Origin of the sequence: Brucella pseudogrignonensis (assembly GCF_031454375.1) — a bacterium.
In the GTDB taxonomy this organism is placed as follows: domain Bacteria; phylum Pseudomonadota; class Alphaproteobacteria; order Rhizobiales; family Rhizobiaceae; genus Brucella; species Brucella pseudogrignonensis_A.
In genome coordinates, this window is sequence record NZ_JAVDQT010000006.1 from 105657 (window position 1) to 124283 (window position 18627).

An 18627-nucleotide genomic window follows, 5' to 3' on the forward strand; every position below is an offset into this window, starting at 1 on the left:
TAAGCCATGAATACTGAACCGATGATCGAAGTACGTGGGCTTAAGAAGTCTTTTGGTGACATCGAAGTGCTGCGCAACATTAGCCTCACCGTCGAGCGTGGCCAGGTGGTTGCGCTGATTGGACCAAGCGGCTCTGGCAAATCCACACTGCTGCGCAGCCTAAATCTGCTCTCGCTACCGGATGCAGGCTATGTTGCAATAGGCGATCAGAAGATTGATTTTTCTTCAGGAAACGTATCGCTGAAGGATAAATATCTCGCTGCGTTTCGCGCCAATACGGGCATGGTGTTTCAGAACTTCAATCTGTTCCCGCATATGAGCGTGATCGATAACGTCATGGTCGGGCCTGTCACCGTTCTGAAGCAGGATAAAAAAGCAGCTCGCCAGTTGGCAATGGAATTACTGGAAAAGGTGGGGCTCGCAGCACGTGCGGATGCCAGACCGGAGCAGCTTTCAGGTGGACAGAAACAGCGTGTGGCAATTGCAAGAGCGCTCGCGATGCGTCCCGATGTGATGCTATTCGATGAGGCGACGTCGGCTCTAGATCCGGCGCTGGTCGGCGAAGTTCTTGCCGTCATCCGACAACTGGCAGAGCAGGGCATGACGATGATCCTCGTAACTCATGAAATGGCTTTTGCACGGGATGTTGCTGACAAAGTCATCTTCATGCAGGACGGTTATGTCGTTGAAACAGGCGATGCTCGTCAGATGATCAATGAGCCACGCGAAGCTGCAACCCGCGAGTTCTTAAGCCATTTCCATGGCGGCCTGGCATAAGCGCACGCGCAGAACGGATAGATGTCATGACAGGCAATGTTATTGTCGTTGGGGCTGGCATTATCGGCTCCACAATCGCTTTGCGGCTTGCCGAGGCTGGCCTGAAGGTAACGCTGTGCGACGGCTCAGAACCGGGCGGCGAACAAAGTGCAAGCTATGGCAATGGTGGCTGGATCAGTCCCGCTTCTATCATTCCCATGAGTATGCCGGGCCTCTGGCGGCAGGTGCCGGGCTTTCTGCTGGATCGCAATGGCCCGCTTACGCTGGACTGGAAATCCCTCCCAAGGCTCATGCCATGGCTTGCGCGTTTCCTGTTTGCCGGCGCCACAAAATCACGCGTGACGAAGACTGCTGCTAAACTGAACTGGTTGCTCAATGATGGACCGAAACGGCATCTGGAGCTGGCGCATAAGACGGGGCAAGAACATCTCATTGTGCAGAAGGGTTTGCTTTATGCCTATCCCGATCGCATGGCCTTTGAAGCTGAATCACTGAGCTGGCAGCTACGCCGCGATAACGGCATCCTGTTCGACGAATGGGAGGAAACGGAACTGCGCGAGCGCATTCCTGCGCTCGGAAATAACTATCGTTTTGCCATTCATGTAACGGAAGGCGCGCATTGTCTTGATACTGGCAGATATGTTGCGGGTATCGCAGCACAAGCTGAAAAATCCGGCGTTCAGTTTATACGAAAAAATGTCGTGCGCGTGCTTGCAGGTTTGTCTCCGCGCGTTGTCCTGGACAACAATGAAAGCCTTGCTGCTGATCATATCGTGCTTGCCGCAGGTATTCATTCTGGCCGCATCATGAATGATCTTGGCATGCATGTGCCAATGCAAAGCGAGCGCGGCTATCACGTAACTTTGCCGATGAAAGAGCTTCCCTTCGATATTCCGATCATGCCGAGCACTGGTCGGATGGGGAACACGCCAACCAATATGGGGCTGCGCTTGTCCGGGCAGGTTGAACTCGCAACCGTTGAGAAGGCACCAGACTGGAGGCGTTCCGAAGTTTTGCTGAAACACGCGTTGGCGACTTACCCCAATCTAGCCAAGCAGGATTTACAGCATCTCAAGCTTTGGATGGGCCATCGCCCTTCGCCATCTGATGGTGTTCCGGTGATTGGAAAACTTACGCGCCATCCAGGAATTATTACGGCTTTTGGTCATGGTCATATCGGGATCGCAGCGGCTCCCAAAACCGCAGACATGGTTCTCGACGCAATCAACAATGTCGCCTCTGAACGCGCTCGTGACTTCTCGCCCGCACGTTTCGGCCACTAATTTTCTGAATACAAAGGAATAAAACAATGATGCTCAAAGGTGGCTTCACCAATTATGGTCAGCAGATTGGTGTGTTGATGCTGGACACAATTTTCCCGCGTCCGGCTGGCGATATCGGCAATGCGCTATCGTATGATTTTCCCGTTCGCTACAAGACGGTGAAAGGTGCGCATGCCACGCGCATCATGGGCAACAACCCGGATCCAAAACTCATTGAACCCTTTATCGAAGCTGCGCGAGAGCTTGAAGCAGAAGGTGTACGCGCCATCACCACAAGCTGCGGTTTTCTGGGGCCATTCCAAAAAGACATTGCGGCAGCGGTGAATATTCCTGTCTTTACATCTGCCCTGATGCAAGCACCGATTATCCATGCGATGCTGGCTCCAGGCAAGGTCATTGGTGTGTTCACCGAGCGCGCACACCACATGAATGACGCTCACTTCAAGGGTGTTGGCTGGTCGTCAGAAGTGATCCCTGTTCAGGTGCAGGGTATGAAGGAAAACGCTGAGTTTCCGCAGACCTATATCGAAGGCCGTGATTATCTTGATACGGATGTGTTGAAGGAAGAAATGCTGGAAATGACACGTGCATTCATGGCGAGCTGTGAAAATCCCGGCGCTATCTTGTTTGAATGCACCAACATGTGCCCGTTTTCGTCATTTGTTGCGGAAGAATCCGGCTTGCCTGTGTTTGATATCAATACGCTGATCAACACATTTTATCTGGCAGCCAATCCCCGCCGCTATCTATAATTAATTATCGCCTCCACAACGAACCGTCGTGGAGGCGATAATTATGCAATTTTCGCAGATTTATCTTTGTTTCGTATGAGGCAGAACCAACTGATTATTTGCGCAATTCTGCTTCGATATCGTCAAATGCCTTGTCTTTGCCGATGCCAGTCAGAAATGGCAGGCCTTTGATAACCGTCTTCGTTACCGAAGCTGAAATTGGTGTCGTGGAGACGATAAAATCCACGTTGTCTGCCAGAGAAGGAACTTCGGTTGCTTTCGCCTGCTGAGCGTTGAAAGTCAGGCCACGCTTTTTCATTTCTTCGGTGACAGCCGCATTCACTGCAGTAGATGTTGCTACTCCTGTGCCGCATGCGAAGAGAATTGTTTTTATTTTAGCCATGATTTCCTCCAACTAGGCTCATGCACCTTCACGGTGCACAAATGCGTATTCTGTTTATTAGTTCAGCCCGTAATTATTACCTATGCATCGCATTGGCATTTTATCAAAGAGCGGATCGAACGTCTTCTAAAGTGCGCGCTGCTTTCAATCGGTCGAGTGCATCAGCGTCCTGAATGGTCGTCATAATCTGCTGCAAGGTCTCAATCTGTTTGTCTTTGTCGTCGATAGCAAGCAGAAAGACATAGCCAACCGGAACTGTTTCTTCCGGGTCTTCCATATTGGCAAAGTTGACAGGTGATTTCAGTGTTGCAAACGCCACACCAGCTTTGATTACGTGCTCAGGATCAGTATGCGGCACGGCAACATTATCGTCGCGCTCAAGCGGCAATCCGGTTGGCATTGATAATTCGCGTGCAATGACGGCATCAGCATAGCTTGGCTTTACATAACCGAGCTTTTCGAGCTTGCCTGCTAAAATGCGGATAATTTCTTCGTTGGTTTTTGCTTCGCTTTGAAGCTCAATCGCTTGTGGGTCGAGATAATCAAGCAGACCAGCAGCCATTCCATACTCCATTTGGAAAAGACCGCACGTCGAAACTGACGTGCGGCTTTGATTATAGTGCAGAATTAATTGCCAGTATCAGGCAATCTTTTCTTCAGCAGGCTCATCTTCTGCGCCCGCCGCACGTTCCCAAGCGAGTGTGTTGCGGCGATAGAGAATGAACAGCAGGGCGATAACAGCTGCAATGACTGCCACGCCAACCGTACCACCAAGCCAGCTGATTGTTTTGATGATAATATCAGGAACCCATAGGAACCCATCAACCACCGAAGTAATCTGCAAGGCATTTTCAGGCAGCTTGAAGCCAGACGACACCGCTGCACTGGTAAAGAGCGGAGCAAGCGCATTGGCAACATAGAAGCCAATTGCCAAAGTGATGGTGCCGACCACGACCATACGGAATACGTTTCCTTTCAGAAGCGGAGCCGTCATGGCGACGATGAACGGGATAACCGCAAGATCGGCAAACAGGATCACGCGGTTGCCCGGCAGGATGACAGAAAGGATAATCGCAATCGGCACAAGAATGAGCGCCGACGAGATTGCTGCCGGATGACCAATCAGGATGGCCGAATCGAGACCAACGAGCAGTTCGCGGTCACCTGTGCGCTTACGCACAAATTCCTGCGCTGCATCAGAAACCGGAAGCAGGCCTTCCATCAAAATTTTGACCATGCGCGGCAGAAGCAGCATCACAGCTGCCAGTGTCATGCCCGTTCCAAGTACCTTGGCAAGCACCGTACCGAAGTCGCCCGCATTATAGAATGCGATAAGTCCGAGCACGAGACCGATGATCAGGCCCATCACAACGGGCTCACCAAAGACCCCAAAGCGGCGTTCGATGGTTTCGGTATTGATGTTGATCTTGTTGATGCCTGGAATGCGATCCATGATCCAATTGAGCACAATCGCGATTGGCAGGATTTGTGCGGACGCCAGATGTGGCACGGAAACGCCGGGAATGCCGTAGAACTGCTGCACAGCGCGCGCCGACCAATCTGCAAAGAGCAGAGATAGGGCTGCAACAAGGGCTGCAACAATAATACCGTAAGCGATATTATCGGTTGCAGCCACTACCAGCGAGCCAACGAAGGCAAAGTGCCAGAAATTCCACACATCGACATTCAGCGTTCGCGTCCAGCGCATCAGAAGAAGGGCGATGTTGACCAGGATACCAACCGGAATAACCCATAGGCCCACCGACGAGCCAAAGGCGATTGCCGCAGCAGAAGGCCAGCCCACATCCACGATATCGCGCTTAATGCCTGTGTTGGTGACGATTGCCTGAGCGACTTCACCGATAGAGGTGAACATCAAGCCCAGAACCAGATTAATACCGATGAAAGCGACACCGATGGTGATCGCAGCGCGGAAGGCTTTGCCCACCTTGGCACCAAGAACCACCGCTATAATGAAGATGACGATAGGCAACAGAACCGTTGCCCCAAGCGTATCGACTGCCGTTTTTAGTCCGCTCAGAAACGCGTCCATTTATTTCTCCTCCCCCCGAAGCACTCCCAACGTGCATCGAGCTCACAGAACGCCATTGTTAGCTCTTACGTGTCGACACTTCAAAATATGAGTTATGCGAAACGGCAGAACATTTGTATTCTATAGCAAACTAAAGTTGAATAACAAGATGGCATTTCAACGGGCTTGGCGTGAGATCAAAATGAACACTGGTATTGACTTAGAAACAAATGTTCATTAATCGATAGGATATCAGAGGAGACTGCAAACGTATTGCAGAGACGTTCAGGAGGAAACGATGGCAACCAATGTGGCGTTGACAGGTTTGGCACGCGATATGCAGGCGCGGGCGGACAGCGGACGACCGATCCGTATCGGGCTGATAGGCTCCGGCGAAATGGGTACCGACATTGTCACGCGCGTTGCGCACATGCCGGGTATCGAAGTTGGTGCTATCTCTGAACTGCGTGTTCCTAACGCTCTCAAGGCCGTTGATATCGCTTTTCAGGAAGAAGGGCATGGTCGCGAAGTATCGACTGCGTCTGATCTGACCGCCGCGATGGAAGCGCATAAGGTTGCTGTCACCGACAACGCAAATCTTATCCTTGAAAATGATCTTATTGATGTTGTGATTGATGCGACTGGCGTTCCGGCTGTTGGTGCCGAGATCGGCCTGCGCGCCATGGAGCATGGCAAGCATCTGGTCATGATGAATGTTGAAGCCGATGTCACCATCGGCGCTTACCTGAAAGCGGAAGCGGAGCGCCTTGGCGTCACCTATTCGCTGGGCGCTGGTGACGAGCCATCATCCTGTATGGAGCTGATCGAGTTCGTCTCCGCCATGGGCCACCCAATTGTGGCTGCTGGCAAGGGCAAGAACAATCCGCTCAACATCGATGCAGTTCCTGATCAATATCTGGAAGAAGCCACGCGCCGTAACATGAACGTGCGTATGTTGGTGGAGTTCGTCGATGGTTCAAAAACCATGGTCGAAATGGCCGCCATTGCCAATGCGACAGGTCTTGTGCCTGATAAAGCCGGTATGCACGGCCCAGCTGCGACGCTTGACCAGCTTAACAAGACGCTGATCCCTGAAAAGGATGGTGGCGTGCTGTCAAAGGTTGGTGTTGTTGATTATTCTATCGGCAAAGGCGTTGCGCCGGGCGTTTTCGTTGTCGCCGACATGTCGCATCCGCGTATTTCCGAGCGCATGGAAGACCTGAAGATGGGCAAGGGTCCATATTTCACATTCCATCGCCCATATCACCTGACATCGCTTGAAGTGCCGCTCACCTGCGCCCGTGTTGTTCTTTATGGCAAGCCTGACATGGTTCCGCTTTCAAAGCCGGTCGCAGAAGTGGCTGCCGTTGCAAAGAAGGACATGCAGCCGGGCGAAAAGCTCGATGCGATTGGCGAATATTGCTACCGCGCATGGATCATGACTTCCGGCGAGGCAAGAAGCGCGCATGCGATCCCATGCGGGTTGTTGCAGGGTGGCAACGTGACCAAGCCGATCAAAAAAGGCGAACTGATCACTTACGACAACGCTGCTGTAGCTCCCGGCTCCAAGATTGCCGAGCTGCGCGCACGTCAGGACAAGCTCGTTTACGGAGCGTGAGGACAAAACATCATGGTTCAAGCCAAAAAAGTCGAACCGCAGGATACGGGCGACCGTCACAACTTGCCTTATGCCTTTCGCACTTATTCGCCAGAGCAGCTGAAAGAAGCCTTGCATAAAATGTATCTGATCCGCCGCTTTGAAGAGGGCGCGGAAGAAAGCTACACGCGTGGTCTCATTCACGGAACAATGCATCTGTCCATCGGACAGGAAGCAAGCGCGATGGGATCGTGCCTGCCTCTTAACGACGATGATATGATCACCTCGACCCATCGTGGTCATGGTCATTGCATCGCCAAGGGTGCAGACGTGAAACGTATGTTTGCTGAGTTTTTCGGCAAGGAAACTGGCTATTGCAAAGGCCGTGGCGGGTCGATGCATATTGCTGACGTTTCCAAGGGAAATCTTGGTGCAAACGGCATTGTCGGCGGTGGTATTCCGATTGCGGTAGGTGCTGCACTTTCTGCCAAAAAGCAGAAAAACGGCAAGGTCGTCGTGTCGTTCTTTGGAGACGGTGCTAATAATGAGGGCGCGTTTCATGAAGCGCTCAATATGGCCTCGGTTTGGAAGCTGCCAGTCGTTTTTATCTGTGAAAACAACGGTTACGGCATGTCTACATCGACCAAGCGCTCGACGGCAGTTGCCAATGTCGCTGACCGCGCATCTGCCTACAATATGCCGGGTGTGATCGTAGACGGTAACAATCTGTCGGAAGTAGCAGAGGCCGTCAACGAAGCCAGCGAGCGCGCACGGCGCGGCGATGGCCCGACGCTGATTGAAAACAAAACATACCGCATTCGTGGTCATTCCAAGAGCGATCGTAACCGCTATCGCACCAAGGAAGAAATTGAGCATTGGCAGAATGATCGCGATCCAATCGCGCATTTTGAGGCCGACTTGAAAGCTTATGGCTTCATCAATGACGCCGAGATCGAGGCCATTCGTGCTGAGGTGGAAAAGGAAATCGCCGATGCGATTGAATTCGCCAAGAACAGCCCGGCGCCTGATCTTACCAACCTTACCCGCGACGTTTACACGGACGATATTTGAACATGGACACCACAATCCGTGAGTTGAGCTATTCGCAAGCCATTCAGGAAGCAATGGCGATTGCCATGGAACGCGACGACCGCGTTTTCCTGATGGGTGAAGATATTGGCGTCTATGGCGGCGCATTTCAGGTGACAGGTGATCTGGTGCATCGCTTTGGCGAGGACCGGGTTATGGACACGCCGATTTCAGAACTGGGTGGCGCAGGTGTTGCGGTCGGTGCAGCTCTGACCGGTATGCGTCCGATTTTTGAATTCCAGTTTTCTGACTTTGCAGCCCTAGCCATGGAGCAGATCGTCAATCAGGCAGCGAAAATTCGCTATATGCTTGGTGGTGCGGTTTCTGTGCCGCTGGTCATGCGCTTTCCGGCTGGGTCGGGAACGGGTGCTGCTGCACAGCACAGCCAGAGCCTTGAAGCATGGCTTGGCCATGTGCCGGGTCTCAAGGTCTTGCAGCCTTCGACACCTTATGATGCCAAGGGAATGTTGCTTGCAGCCGTCGAAGATCCTGATCCGGTGATGATTTTCGAGCACAAGCTGCTTTACAAGACCAAGGGTCCGGTTCCTGAAGGTTTCTACACCGTGCCAATTGGTAAGGCGGAAGTGGTTCGCGAAGGCCGCGATCTCACAATCGTTGCAACAGCGATTATGGTGCATAAGTCGCTTGAAGCCGCCGCTGAACTTGCCAAAGAAGGCATTGATGTTGAAGTGATTGATCTGCGCACCGTGCGTCCAATTGATCGCGAAACCATCATCAAGAGCGTCAAGAAGACGTCGAAGCTTCTTTGCGTTTATGAAGCGGTCAAGACGCTCGGTATCGGTGCTGAAATCTCTGCAATCGTTGCGGAAAGTGACGCGTTTGATTACCTTGATGCACCGATTGTGCGTCTGGGCGGAGCTGAAACGCCAATTCCTTATAATCCTGATCTTGAACGCGCGACCGTTCCGCAGGTGCCTGATATCCTGAAAAGCGCTCGTGATCTGGCCAAAGGAGTGCGCTGACCATGGCTGTGGAAGTCATTCTCCCCAAGGTCGATATGGATATGGAGACGGGGCAGATTTCGCGTTGGTTTGCCAAGGATGGCGATACCGTCACGAAAGGCCAGCTTCTCTTTGAAATTGAAACCGACAAGGCAGCGATGGAAGTCGATGCTCCAGCATCCGGTATCATCGCAGACATTACTGCTGAGGAAGGGACCGTTGTTCCCGTCGGTCAAGCTGTCGCCTGGATTTATGCTGAAGGTGAAGAGCGTAACGGCAAGTCAACACCCGTCGTTGAAGAGCCAGTTGCTGCTGCGCCCGTAGAAGCTGTTATCGAGCCGGTGGCTTTAAAGCAGGCTGAACCAAAATCCTCCCAGGACTTTGAACCGGGTTCAGCCAATGATGTGCGGGCAACGCCGCTCGCACGTCGGCTTGCGCGTGAAGCTGGTATTGACCTCAAGTCCATTCAAGGTTCAGGCCCGAAAGGCCGCGTGCAGAAAAAAGACGTTGAAGGCAATATCAGCGTTGCGAAGCCAGTAGCTGCTGCGGTTGCGGCTAAACCGCCAGTGAGAAACGCTGCTGAACCGATTGTTCCGGGACAGCTTCATGCCGTGTGGTTGCGTGAGGGTGATGCAGGCCGCCTGCCGATCGTTTTGATCCACGGTTATGCGGCGGATCTCAATTCGTGGCGCGGATTGTTTGCTGGTGCGTCGCTCGGTCATCCGATCCTTGCACTTGATCTTCCGGGACACGGCAATTCACCACGTGCCGTTCCTGCAAGCATTGACGACATTGCCGCAAGCGTCGAAGCAACGCTCGCATCGCTGAACGTATCAGCTTGCGTGCTCGTTGGGCATTCGCTCGGTGGTGCGGTCGCGACTGTTACGGCAGCCCGCGGTGTTGTCGATGTGCGCTCGCTGCTGTTGATTTCGTCGGGTGGTTTAGGCCCGCAGGTCAATGGCGCATTTATAACGGGTCTTGTCGGCGCAAAAAGCGAAGCCAGCATCGTTCCCTGGTTGAAAGTTCTTGTTGCTGATGAAAGCCATCTGACAAAACCGTTTATCAATGCAACGGTTGCTCAGGCTGCTGATACAGAGCTGCGCGATACGCAAGAAGCCATTGGTGCCCGGTTCTTTGCTGATGGCACACAGACCTTTGAAGTGCGCTCAAGCATTGCATCGCTTGCCATGCCCGTGCGGCTCATCTTCGGTGCGGAAGATCGCGTCATTCCCGCGTCTCACGCGCATGGTCTGCCGGGTAAAGTGGGTGTCCATATCTTCGCAGGTTGTGGACATATGCCACAAATCGAAGAGCGGGCTGCTGTGCTGCAAATCCTGAAAGAATGCGCAGCCGCCGCCAATTAATACCGGCCTAGAGCAATCAAAAAGCGCATCGTTTTACAACGATGCGCTTTCTGACTTTAGTGGGCTGCCGCTTTGTCTTTCAGCATTTGCGCGGCACTTTCCTCATCCGTGATGAGTACCGTGGGCTTCAGAAGCTCTACGGCACCAAGCAATGCTGCGATTTTTTCTTTGCCACCGGATGTCAGAATGCGCTGCGGCGTTTTTTGAAGGCTCTCGATCTTGGCTGACATGACACGATCATGTACCGGATCATCAACGATCTTGCCGTTTATGTCATAGAAATGGAACAGCACGTCGCCGACGGCACCGTTTTCGATGAGCGATATTTTCTGCTGCTCATCAATCAGGCCCACACGATAAGACGTGCTACTGGCTGTCTGAATATCGCCGACGCTGAGCAGCACCATGTCGAGTTGCTCTGCCATATCAAGCACTGTGTTTAAGCCGCAGCGCTCAATCAGTGCTATCCGGGTCTCTTTGCTGTCAACCAGTGCAGGGGCGGGGATCAAATAGCCTTCGCCCTGAAAAATCTGCGCAAATTGCCATGCAAATTCCGGCGGGTTCGAGCGCCGTGGCTGCACAATACCGCCGAGCAGCGAGATAACTTTCAAGTCATTAAGCGGACGCGCACCGATATGTTGAAGCGTGCTGGAAAGCGTTCGGCCCCAGCCCACGCCAATTGTCATGCCGTGCTGCACTTTTTCCGAAAGATAGGCGCCGGTTGCTGCACTGATTGGCGGAATCGGATCAATATCGGCGGATGATAGCGGCGCGACAATGGCGCGTTCTAAACCGAAGGTCTTTTCAAGCTCGACTTCCAGCGCTGTCAGGCTTGCCAGTTTGCCTTCAATGGTAATCTTGACTTCGTTGCGAGCACGGGCATCAGCAAGAAGGCGAACGATTGTGACACGGCCAACACCAAGCGCTTCTGCAATGTCATTTTGCGTCATCTGCTCGACGTAATACATCCATGCAGCGCGCGTTCTCAGCCGGCTTGTACGATTTTCCGCAGCCACACCTTCCGAACCAATAATGAGGTCTGTTGCGTCAGCATTTTTCTTTGTCTGCTTGCCGGTTTTCTTCAAAACTATCCCTCAAATTAATAGCAAAATACAGTGTTATTGAAGTTGTGGTCTTCTTGTTAAACTATTGCTTTTCCATGTGAACGCAAACAATAATTCCTATGCATTGCCTATTCTGTTATCATGGCGGCGTCGGTGAGGAAAACGAATATGTTACGCATAATTTCAGAAGATATTGCAGTCAATTTGAAGGACCGTCTGCGTGAGGTCCGATATATGATCCGTCGCAATCGTGATGAAAGTTTGCGTGCAGATCAGGCCTCATCGCGTCCCGGTCAAATTGTTTCTCCCGAACTGCTGCTGGGCCATGCGGCCAGCGTTATGGACAAAGCACTGACCACCGCCGAAACAATTTCGATCTCGCTAATTTCATCTGATCCAAAGGTCCATAATGGTACGCCACGTGTGAAGAGCCTTGCGATTTACTTCGGTGGATCGGCAGAGGGTGTGCGGGCTTTCCGCAAAGATATGTATTATCTCACCAAGGAGGTACTGCGACGGCACCAGTTGCAGAATGTCCTGATTCAGGAAGCGGTCTTTGTCACAGTTCATGACAGGCTCGTACGGAACCACACTGCGTTGCTCAAAAACGCGTTTGCGGGAGAAGCTGAGGAGGACAGAATAGCCGCGACGGCAAAAGTCATTTCTACGATGTTTACGCAGCTGCTTTTGGAGAGACCTGTGCGGTTTATTTCGATGGAGGGTAACTGCGATCCGCAGGCTTTGCGCCGGTTTGAAATATCCTGTTTTGCCGCCGTCAGTCTCGCCTGTGGTTTGATGACTTTGAAACCTGCTGATCTCGCGGGCACTGATCCTTTGGAAAGTGCTATTCTGGCATTGGATGTGCGGCAGGAGCGCCTCATGCAGGCAGCAGAAAACGGCAATCAATCGCAGCTCGAAGCCCTGTTTCAGACACTGCTTGCGCATCTTCCATAAGAGAAAACCCGGATCATGATCCGGGTTTCAATGCTTGCATCGCAAATGAAGCTTAATTTGCGAACATGTCCGCGATCAGCTTTTTTGCACGCGGAATGGATGCCGGGCTCATGCTGAGTTCGGTCAATCCCATACGAATAAACTCGCCAATCAGTTCTGGCTTGCCTGCTGCTTCACCACACATGCCAACCATGATGCCTGCCTCGGTGCCGGCTTTAGCCGTCATCTCGATTGCAGCCATCACCGCCGGGTGACTGACATCATTGAGCTTCGCAACGGTCGGATTGAGTCTGTCAGCGGCCATCACATATTGCGTCAGATCATTGGTGCCGATGGAGAAGAAGGCAGACTCTTTTGCTAGTTCTCTGGCCGCAAAAACCGCTGCCGGAGTTTCGATCATCACACCAAGATCGACATCAGCGTAGGCTTTGCCTTCATTCTTAAGTTCGGCGGCACATTCTGCGATCAGCCGCTTTGTGGCCCGGATTTCTTCGACATCTGAAATCATTGGCAACATTACTTTGAGATTGCCATTGACCGCTGCACGCAAAAGCGCACGCAGCTGCGGCTTGAATATATCCGGGCGGTCGAGACACATGCGAATGCCGCGCCAGCCGAGGAACGGATTTTCCTCTTGAGGAAACTCGATCCCTGCAATCGGCTTGTCACCACCAATATCGAGTGTGCGAACGATAACCGGGTTTGGCGCAAAAGCCTTCAAAAGCGCAGAATAAGTTTCTGTCTGCATATCTTCGGATGGCAGATGAATATGCTTCATGAAAAGAAGTTCGGTGCGGAACAATCCAACACCCATGGCTCCAGATTCAAGCGCAATGTCAATTTCTTCCAGCGCACCCATATTGGCCGCGACTTCGATAATCGTTCCATCTGCACGGCGCGGCGTTATTGAGCGATAAGCATCCAATGCCTGTTTGTCCTGCAAAGCTTTGGCAATGCGCGCTTCGATCTCGGTGCGGGTAGCCTCGTCCGGATCGGCGTGAACGATGCCAAAACTTCCATCGACTGCTACGGTTTTCGCAGTCTTGAGCTGTTGAACAGCACTGCCAAGACCCAGAACCGCGGGGATGCCATGCGTGCGGGCGATGATAGCGACATGCGATGTTGCGCCACCATGTCCGCAGACAACGCCTTTGATTTTCTTGAGTGGTGCACGCGCCAGATCCCAGGCACCAATATCCTCGGCAATCAGAACGGAACCGTCCGGGAGTTCTTCCAGATTGATGTCGTCTTTGCCAAGTAGCGCAAGACAAATCTGGCGACTGACCGCATGAACATCATCGGCGCGTGCGTTGAGATATGGATCATCGAGTGCTGCAAATTGCCCGGCCACGGTTGAGGCAGCAGCAAGCATTGCCGAAATCGCATCAAGACCGCCACGGATAAGCCCAAGCGCTTCGTCGGTTAGGCTGTCATCGGCTGCGATGTCTTTCAAAGCTGCAATAATGCCACGGTCAGCATCGGCGAGATTGCCGCTTGCAAGCGAGGCATCCATGCGATGCTGCACGGTTGCGATTGCCGATTTGAAATGTTCGATCTCCGCATCAATTTCCGATGCTGCGAGTTGTCTGCCCGAAGGCTTGATTTCTTCTGGAAAAAACGGAAATGCCGTGCCCAGTGAAATACCTTCACTGGCTCCAACGCCCTTAATCTGACCGGCAGGCAATTCTATCGAAAGCGCGGGTTGAGGCACAGTCGAAGGTGTAGCTTCCGCTTTGGGTGAAGGGGCAGTGGCAGTGGCTTCTTCAATCCCTGCCTGCGGGTTTTCCAGATAGCCGATCAAAGCTTCAATGGCTTCAATCGCATCCGCTCCATCGGCACGAACGGTCACTTCATCAAGCTCTTTCACGCCAAGCAACATCAGCTTGACGGAGCTTTTTGCACTGACGCTTTTTCCGGCTTTGGCGATCTCAATATCGCTTTCAAAGCCTTTAGCCAGTTTAACGAAGCGCGTGGCAGGGCGCGCATGCAGCCCTTCATGCACCCGGACGATTGTCGAGCGTTCCATGTCTATAGCCTCAAATCAACAGATGAAACAATTCCAGCGTCCGGGACTTTGATAATCATTCCAATAGTCTGTTTTAGAACATAATTTTAGATGAGAGAGCAATCAGCCCTCAGCCGCCGATGGTGATAATCTGGCCTTCTTTCAGGGCCGCGACAAGGTCTTCGCCTGCTATTTCACTGGCGCAGATTTCTCCCGGGCGATCAGTTGAGGTTGCGCCTGTGAAAGAAATAACGACATGTCCGATCTCACGCACTTTTTGCCAGGCACTTTCGCCAACGGCTGTAATTTCTGCAGTGACCGAGCCAATGGCAATTTTAGCGCCAATTGCAGGCGCAGAGGCTTCCGGGCCTTCTTCCACAATATGCATGACTGACACTTCGGCCAGTTCTGGCGGGGAGCCATCAGCAAAAAGAATAAGAACGCCGCCCTCCGCGAGATCCGCAACTTCCGGGCCGATCGCGGTGATCCGCGTTTTCAGGTGTATCGACATAGAGGCGGTCCTTTCCTGGTATGTTGTTCGATGTTTGAAAGCATCGCTATTGTCATGTTTGGGATTGTCCTGCCGCATTAGGGTTGCGGCAGGACAGGAGTTTTAAAGCACTGCGAGGCTGACAAGCCATGCAATCAGAACCGAGAGCGGTCCCATGAATTGGCGACTGATAAGAACAGCAGGAACACCAATTTCAATTGTCTTTGGCTTTGCTTCTCCAAGTGCCAGACCAACTGGTACGAAGTCACAACCAACCTGCGCATTGTAAGCAAACAGTGCTGGCAGAGCCATCGCAGGCGCAATGGTTCCGTTGGCAATTTGTGGCCCAATGATCGCCACACCAATCACCTGCGCGATGACCGCACCCGGTCCCAGAATTGGTGAGAGGAATGGCAAGCCACAGATTGCCGACAAGATAAGCAGACCAACAATATTATTGGCGAGCGGTCCGAGTGGCTGTGCAAGAATGTCGCCGATACCCGTGTATAGGATAAGACCGATAAGCATCGTAACAAACGCCATGAATGGCAGTACGTTACGGATAACCTGATCGATAGTACGGCGACCAGCCTGGAAGAAGATACCAACCACGCGGCCCATAACGCGGCCGATGCTGCTGATGAAGCCGACAATGCCGCCTTCGCTTGGCAGATCAACCGGTTCAGCTGTTTCTTCTTCTGACGCTGCAGCTGATGCTGCCTGTGCCGGAGTTTCCGAACCGTCGGCAAGAATAATGTCTTCCGGCTTCACGCCCGACACATAAATGTCTTCCGTGATGAACTGGGCCAATGGGCCAGACTGTCCGACAGGCGTGAGGTTGACGGTCGGAATACGCTTGCGTGGATATACGCCGCAACGCGCTGTTCCACCGCAATCAACAACCACAACGGCCATTTCGCTTTCAATGGGTGGTGAACGAAAGCCGTCGACAGCTTCACCGCCAGTGAGATCGGCGATCCGTCGTGCAAGCGGATGGATTCCACCGCCAGTAACAGACACGATCTTGTTGCGCTGTTCGGTCGGTTGAATGACCAGAGGTCCGCCCCAGCCGTTTGAACCGCGGGAAATTTTTACTGCTTTATAGGTTTTAGCCATGATGTCCTCCCCAGTTCCCGCTTAAAGATCAATGCCCTGACGCCGCGCCATGATGGCGGTGATGCGTTCGGTCAGCATGCCTTTGAGGAGGATGACGAAGAGACCCACAATCGCGTACCAGATGGCGACATTGATGTGATAGCCAGCGGGCACAGCACCCTTTTTCTCAAGCTCAAGCAAAGCAACCAGAACACCGCCCCAGACGAAATATTCACCCGGATTGATGTGTGGGAAGAGGCCCAGTGGCGGATGCACATAAGAAACAGCAGCATCATAGAAAGCTGGCTTGTATTTTTCATCCAGGAACGAACCGAAGGTATAAGCCATCGGGTTGGTCAGGAAGAAAACGGCAAGCACTGGCAGCACGGTATAGCGGGTGAGGGCGATACGTCCTGCGCCACGTGCAATGCCGTGAACACGCTTTTCGCCAACCAGTTCGGTAATGGCATAAAACGCCGTCATCAGCACGATCAGTGTCGGAATGATGCCGGTCACAAAGCCGGAAAAGACTTCACCGCCCTTTTGGAAGACGCCGATAAAGTGCTTGCCAATAGAGGCGAGCCAGCCGAGCTGTTCTTCCTGTGCGACGTTCTGCAAACGCTCCTTGAACTGGTCAACGGAGATTCCGGCTGTTCCGGTGTCTGCAGGTGCTGGTGTTGTCGCCTGTGCGAGTTGCAGCAGATCATTACCAGCGTGTTCGGCGGCATGTTTACCATGCAGCGCCGCGTCTGATAACATGCTGCCAGCGACATGTATTGTTTGCATTGTTGTGTCGGCGTGTTGCGCCAACATTGAGATTAACGACATAGCTCCTCCTCAATTGCCTGTTCAGACAAGCAATCCTAAGCTCCCACTGCCTTCAAACCTTCGAGTCCGAGACCATCGGACTGATCTCTTATGCGACCGATCTGCTCCATAGCCTGCGTAGCAGCAGCAGCTACTTCAGGCTTTCCTTCTCCGATTGCAGGATTGTCCTGTAATTCACCCAGGCGCATTCCTTCAAAGCCTTCACGGCGGATGAATTTGGCAAAGACGGTACGTCCGCTCATTTCCAGAAAACGCCGCACCACCAAATTCCGGTCAACGACGATCAAAACGATCACGCCTTTGGCGAAACGCCCCCGCACATGCCCGGCGCCAACAAAGCCGTCGGTATATTTTGCGGAGATGCCTTTCATGACATCGGAATAGTGGCGCATCTGGAACCAGACGCCCAAAGCCTGACAGCCCCATAGCAAAGCGAGGCCAATTAAAGCCCATTGCCAGATTGCCATATTGATCCTCCTCCACGAAAAAAGTGCCGGAAATATCCAGCCTATCTTTCAATTGATTAGAGAACATTTGTTTTCTTGAATGTCAATATGTATAATTATCGTGGGTATTCTGATGCGATTGACACCTGACATCCGCTTTCGTTTGGCTTAAGATAAATCGCAAATTGGAGAACGTTGCGATATGGACTTGCTTCTCAGAGAGCAGATGGCATCAATGCCTGATCTACGGCATCGGCTGCGCCAGTTGCGCTGGTTTCGCGCGACCTTTCGCAAACATGCCGGACAGCTGCAGGACGTGTATGGCGTCGAGTATTATATTGACGAAAAGAAGCTGACCGAAGCGTTTCTCAATTGGGTGGAACTGGTTGATCAGAACAAACGCTTTGCAAAGATTGACCGCAAAGATTTTATAAGTTTTGCCGCTGGACTTGTTCTGCGCGAACTCATTCGCTTGTCGCCAGTAAAGCTTGCCAATCCACCAAAGCATGCAAGCGGGGATTCCGCCCGAATGTACGAGATCATCAGCTTCTGGCCGGAAGGTTTTTTATACACCAATTACTGTATCTGTGCGATTGCCGCTATTCAGGAGCAGGAGTTCGGCATCGTTCCGGACCTTGATAAATGTGCAGATGATTTACGCACTTGGTGGTCATATAAAGAGAATGTCTCAGAAATGCCGGGCTATGCAATTGCATTTCTCGATAAGTTCCTTGGTGGTGAGCCTAATTGGATCATGCCGGATTTGGCCTCAGCACGTGCAGCGATTAAGCGGGGGCAGTTGAATCTGGTGTCGGGCAAAAGTATGTTAAGGATCAGATCGGAAAAGCTACCCCAAGTGCATCATGACAAAGGTGAGAGTATCTGATTATGCTGCTTCCTGCAAAAGTTGGGCAAAGCTCTCAGTGGGTGTCTTAAATCCGAGACACGTGCGCGGCATTCCATTGAGATTATGGGCGAGGGCGGTTAGCTGTGCCTGCCTAGATAGCTTGTGTCAGGTCAGTGATGCAGGATAGATGCTGTCGAATGCGTTTGTTTGTGTTCTCAATCGTACCTTTTTGCCATGGTGTGTTTCGATCACAAAAGCAGCTTGTCGTTCGCCATTCCATCTTCCAATGCGCGGTACCGCATAAACTCTGAAGATAGATTGTTTCGGCTCACAGACGTATCACGCTCAGGCTATGGCTAATCAGCCGGCCGCAGATCTGCTCCGGCGACCAATGGGCTTCCAATTGATTAAAGCAAACTTGGGTAGTTCTGGGTAACGTCTGAGCATGCGCAACCATGTTCTGCATTCCTTACTGATGTCGTCGGCAAAAACGCTATGATGGCCATTATAGTCCGGTGTCTGAGTGTCCCGAAAGCTGTTGCGCTTGATTTCGCGATAGATCGTCGAACGATGACGCCGCATCAGCCGCGCTATATCGCCGAGAGGGACTTTGAGCTGTTTAACTTCGAAAAGACGGTGACGTTCACGCAAAGTGATCAG

General features: G+C 52.3%; 18 protein-coding genes and 1 pseudogene. 9 read left to right on the forward strand and 10 right to left on the reverse strand.

Features of this window, described 5'->3' with window-relative positions; genetic code table 11:
- Positions 1–6 precede the first annotated feature (6 nt).
- Genes J2782_RS16595 through J2782_RS16605 form a run of 3 tightly spaced genes read left to right on the forward strand, consistent with a single transcriptional unit; the run spans position 7 to position 2812 of the window.
- A complete protein-coding gene (locus J2782_RS16595) occupies positions 7–777 on the forward strand; it encodes an amino acid ABC transporter ATP-binding protein (protein ID WP_310014578.1) in 771 nt (256 codons plus the stop codon).
- Positions 778–803: 26 nt separating this feature from the next.
- Positions 804–2060, forward strand: a complete 1257-nt coding sequence (locus tag J2782_RS16600; protein WP_310014580.1) for an NAD(P)/FAD-dependent oxidoreductase — start codon at positions 804–806, stop codon at positions 2058–2060.
- Positions 2061–2086: 26 nt separating this feature from the next.
- Positions 2087–2812 carry an aspartate/glutamate racemase family protein gene (locus tag J2782_RS16605; protein ID WP_310014582.1) on the forward strand — a complete coding sequence of 242 codons (726 nt, stop codon included), beginning with the start codon at positions 2087–2089 and terminating at the stop codon, positions 2810–2812.
- Between the two features lie 94 nt (positions 2813–2906).
- On the opposite strand, the gene J2782_RS16610 is transcribed toward J2782_RS16605, so the two are convergent.
- The 3 genes from J2782_RS16610 to J2782_RS16620 form a co-directional block, all read right to left on the reverse strand.
- Entirely contained in the window at positions 2907–3194 is a 288-nt protein-coding gene (locus J2782_RS16610) for a PTS sugar transporter subunit IIB (RefSeq protein ID WP_310014585.1), read from the reverse strand.
- 103 nt (positions 3195–3297) lie between these two features.
- Complete coding sequence (locus J2782_RS16615; RefSeq protein ID WP_310014587.1) at positions 3298–3756, reverse strand: PTS sugar transporter subunit IIA; 459 nt, start codon at positions 3754–3756, stop codon at positions 3298–3300.
- 78 nt (positions 3757–3834) lie between these two features.
- Complete coding sequence (locus J2782_RS16620) at positions 3835–5247, reverse strand: PTS galactitol transporter subunit IIC (RefSeq protein WP_310014590.1); 1413 nt, start codon at positions 5245–5247, stop codon at positions 3835–3837.
- A 277-nt stretch (positions 5248–5524) separates the two neighbouring features.
- On the opposite strand from J2782_RS16620, the gene J2782_RS16625 reads away from it, so the two are divergent.
- Genes J2782_RS16625 through J2782_RS16640 form a run of 4 tightly spaced genes read left to right on the forward strand, consistent with a single transcriptional unit; the run spans position 5525 to position 10238 of the window.
- Positions 5525–6844 (forward strand): NAD(P)H-dependent oxidoreductase, encoded by a 1320-nt coding sequence (locus J2782_RS16625; protein ID WP_310014592.1) that lies wholly within the window; start codon positions 5525–5527, stop codon positions 6842–6844.
- A 12-nt stretch (positions 6845–6856) separates the two neighbouring features.
- Complete coding sequence (locus J2782_RS16630; RefSeq protein ID WP_310014594.1) at positions 6857–7894, forward strand: thiamine pyrophosphate-dependent dehydrogenase E1 component subunit alpha; 1038 nt, start codon at positions 6857–6859, stop codon at positions 7892–7894.
- Positions 7895–7896: 2 nt separating this feature from the next.
- Positions 7897–8895 carry an alpha-ketoacid dehydrogenase subunit beta gene (locus J2782_RS16635; protein WP_310014596.1) on the forward strand — a complete coding sequence of 333 codons (999 nt, stop codon included), beginning with the start codon at positions 7897–7899 and terminating at the stop codon, positions 8893–8895.
- Positions 8896–8897: 2 nt separating this feature from the next.
- Entirely contained in the window at positions 8898–10238 is a 1341-nt protein-coding gene (locus tag J2782_RS16640; protein WP_310014598.1) for an acetoin dehydrogenase dihydrolipoyllysine-residue acetyltransferase subunit, read from the forward strand.
- Between the two features lie 56 nt (positions 10239–10294).
- Here the strand turns inward: J2782_RS16640 and J2782_RS16645 are convergent, their stop codons facing one another.
- The gene (locus J2782_RS16645; RefSeq protein WP_310014601.1) at positions 10295–11323 is read right to left on the reverse strand and encodes a sugar-binding transcriptional regulator; all 1029 of its coding nucleotides are present in this window, start codon (positions 11321–11323) and stop codon (positions 10295–10297) included.
- 147 nt (positions 11324–11470) lie between these two features.
- Between J2782_RS16645 and J2782_RS16650 the strand changes: the two genes are divergently transcribed.
- Complete coding sequence (locus tag J2782_RS16650) at positions 11471–12256, forward strand: hypothetical protein (RefSeq protein WP_310014603.1); 786 nt, start codon at positions 11471–11473, stop codon at positions 12254–12256.
- 52 nt (positions 12257–12308) lie between these two features.
- Here the strand turns inward: J2782_RS16650 and ptsP are convergent, their stop codons facing one another.
- The 5 genes from ptsP to J2782_RS16675 all read right to left on the reverse strand — a co-directional run bounded on the left by ptsP (position 12309) and on the right by J2782_RS16675 (position 17141).
- Positions 12309–14282, reverse strand: coding sequence for a phosphoenolpyruvate--protein phosphotransferase (gene ptsP, locus J2782_RS16655; RefSeq protein WP_310014606.1), 1974 nt, complete (start codon positions 14280–14282; stop codon positions 12309–12311).
- Between the two features lie 109 nt (positions 14283–14391).
- A complete protein-coding gene (locus J2782_RS16660; protein ID WP_310014608.1) occupies positions 14392–14772 on the reverse strand; it encodes a PTS glucitol/sorbitol transporter subunit IIA in 381 nt (126 codons plus the stop codon).
- 102 nt (positions 14773–14874) lie between these two features.
- Positions 14875–15867, reverse strand: a complete 993-nt coding sequence (srlE, locus tag J2782_RS16665) for a PTS glucitol/sorbitol transporter subunit IIB (protein ID WP_310014610.1) — start codon at positions 15865–15867, stop codon at positions 14875–14877.
- A 21-nt stretch (positions 15868–15888) separates the two neighbouring features.
- Complete coding sequence (gene srlA, locus J2782_RS16670) at positions 15889–16674, reverse strand: PTS glucitol/sorbitol transporter subunit IIC (protein ID WP_310014612.1); 786 nt, start codon at positions 16672–16674, stop codon at positions 15889–15891.
- Positions 16675–16709: 35 nt separating this feature from the next.
- Positions 16710–17141, reverse strand: a complete 432-nt coding sequence (locus J2782_RS16675) for a transcriptional regulator GutM (RefSeq protein WP_310014614.1) — start codon at positions 17139–17141, stop codon at positions 16710–16712.
- Positions 17142–17322: 181 nt separating this feature from the next.
- Here J2782_RS16675 and J2782_RS16680 point away from each other — a divergent pair, with 181 nt between their 5' ends.
- Positions 17323–18006, forward strand: a complete 684-nt coding sequence (locus tag J2782_RS16680; RefSeq protein WP_310014615.1) for a hypothetical protein — start codon at positions 17323–17325, stop codon at positions 18004–18006.
- On the opposite strand, the pseudogene J2782_RS16685 reads toward J2782_RS16680, so the two are convergent.
- Positions 18007–18627 (reverse strand): annotated as a pseudogene (locus J2782_RS16685) (transposase).

Bases quoted from the DNA above. Each gene is read 5' to 3' on its own strand.
- srlA (WP_310014612.1), bottom strand. From the start codon at position 16,674: ATGTCGTTAATCTCAATGTTGGCGCAACACGCCGACACAACAATGCAA.
- J2782_RS16600 (WP_310014580.1), top strand. From the start codon at position 804: ATGACAGGCAATGTTATTGTCGTTGGGGCTGGCATTATCGGCTCCACA.
- J2782_RS16595 (WP_310014578.1), top strand. From the start codon at position 7: ATGAATACTGAACCGATGATCGAAGTACGTGGGCTTAAGAAGTCTTTT.
- J2782_RS16620 (WP_310014590.1), bottom strand. From the start codon at position 5,247: ATGGACGCGTTTCTGAGCGGACTAAAAACGGCAGTCGATACGCTTGGG.
- J2782_RS16650 (WP_310014603.1), top strand. From the start codon at position 11,471: ATGTTACGCATAATTTCAGAAGATATTGCAGTCAATTTGAAGGACCGT.
- J2782_RS16630 (WP_310014594.1), top strand. From the start codon at position 6,857: ATGGTTCAAGCCAAAAAAGTCGAACCGCAGGATACGGGCGACCGTCAC.
- J2782_RS16615 (WP_310014587.1), bottom strand. From the start codon at position 3,756: ATGGCTGCTGGTCTGCTTGATTATCTCGACCCACAAGCGATTGAGCTT.
- J2782_RS16605 (WP_310014582.1), top strand. From the start codon at position 2,087: ATGATGCTCAAAGGTGGCTTCACCAATTATGGTCAGCAGATTGGTGTG.
- J2782_RS16635 (WP_310014596.1), top strand. From the start codon at position 7,897: ATGGACACCACAATCCGTGAGTTGAGCTATTCGCAAGCCATTCAGGAA.
- J2782_RS16675 (WP_310014614.1), bottom strand. From the start codon at position 17,141: ATGGCAATCTGGCAATGGGCTTTAATTGGCCTCGCTTTGCTATGGGGC.
- ptsP (WP_310014606.1), bottom strand. From the start codon at position 14,282: ATGGAACGCTCGACAATCGTCCGGGTGCATGAAGGGCTGCATGCGCGC.
- J2782_RS16660 (WP_310014608.1), bottom strand. From the start codon at position 14,772: ATGTCGATACACCTGAAAACGCGGATCACCGCGATCGGCCCGGAAGTT.
- J2782_RS16610 (WP_310014585.1), bottom strand. From the start codon at position 3,194: ATGGCTAAAATAAAAACAATTCTCTTCGCATGCGGCACAGGAGTAGCA.
- J2782_RS16640 (WP_310014598.1), top strand. From the start codon at position 8,898: ATGGCTGTGGAAGTCATTCTCCCCAAGGTCGATATGGATATGGAGACG.
- J2782_RS16625 (WP_310014592.1), top strand. From the start codon at position 5,525: ATGGCAACCAATGTGGCGTTGACAGGTTTGGCACGCGATATGCAGGCG.
- J2782_RS16680 (WP_310014615.1), top strand. From the start codon at position 17,323: ATGGACTTGCTTCTCAGAGAGCAGATGGCATCAATGCCTGATCTACGG.
- srlE (WP_310014610.1), bottom strand. From the start codon at position 15,867: ATGGCTAAAACCTATAAAGCAGTAAAAATTTCCCGCGGTTCAAACGGC.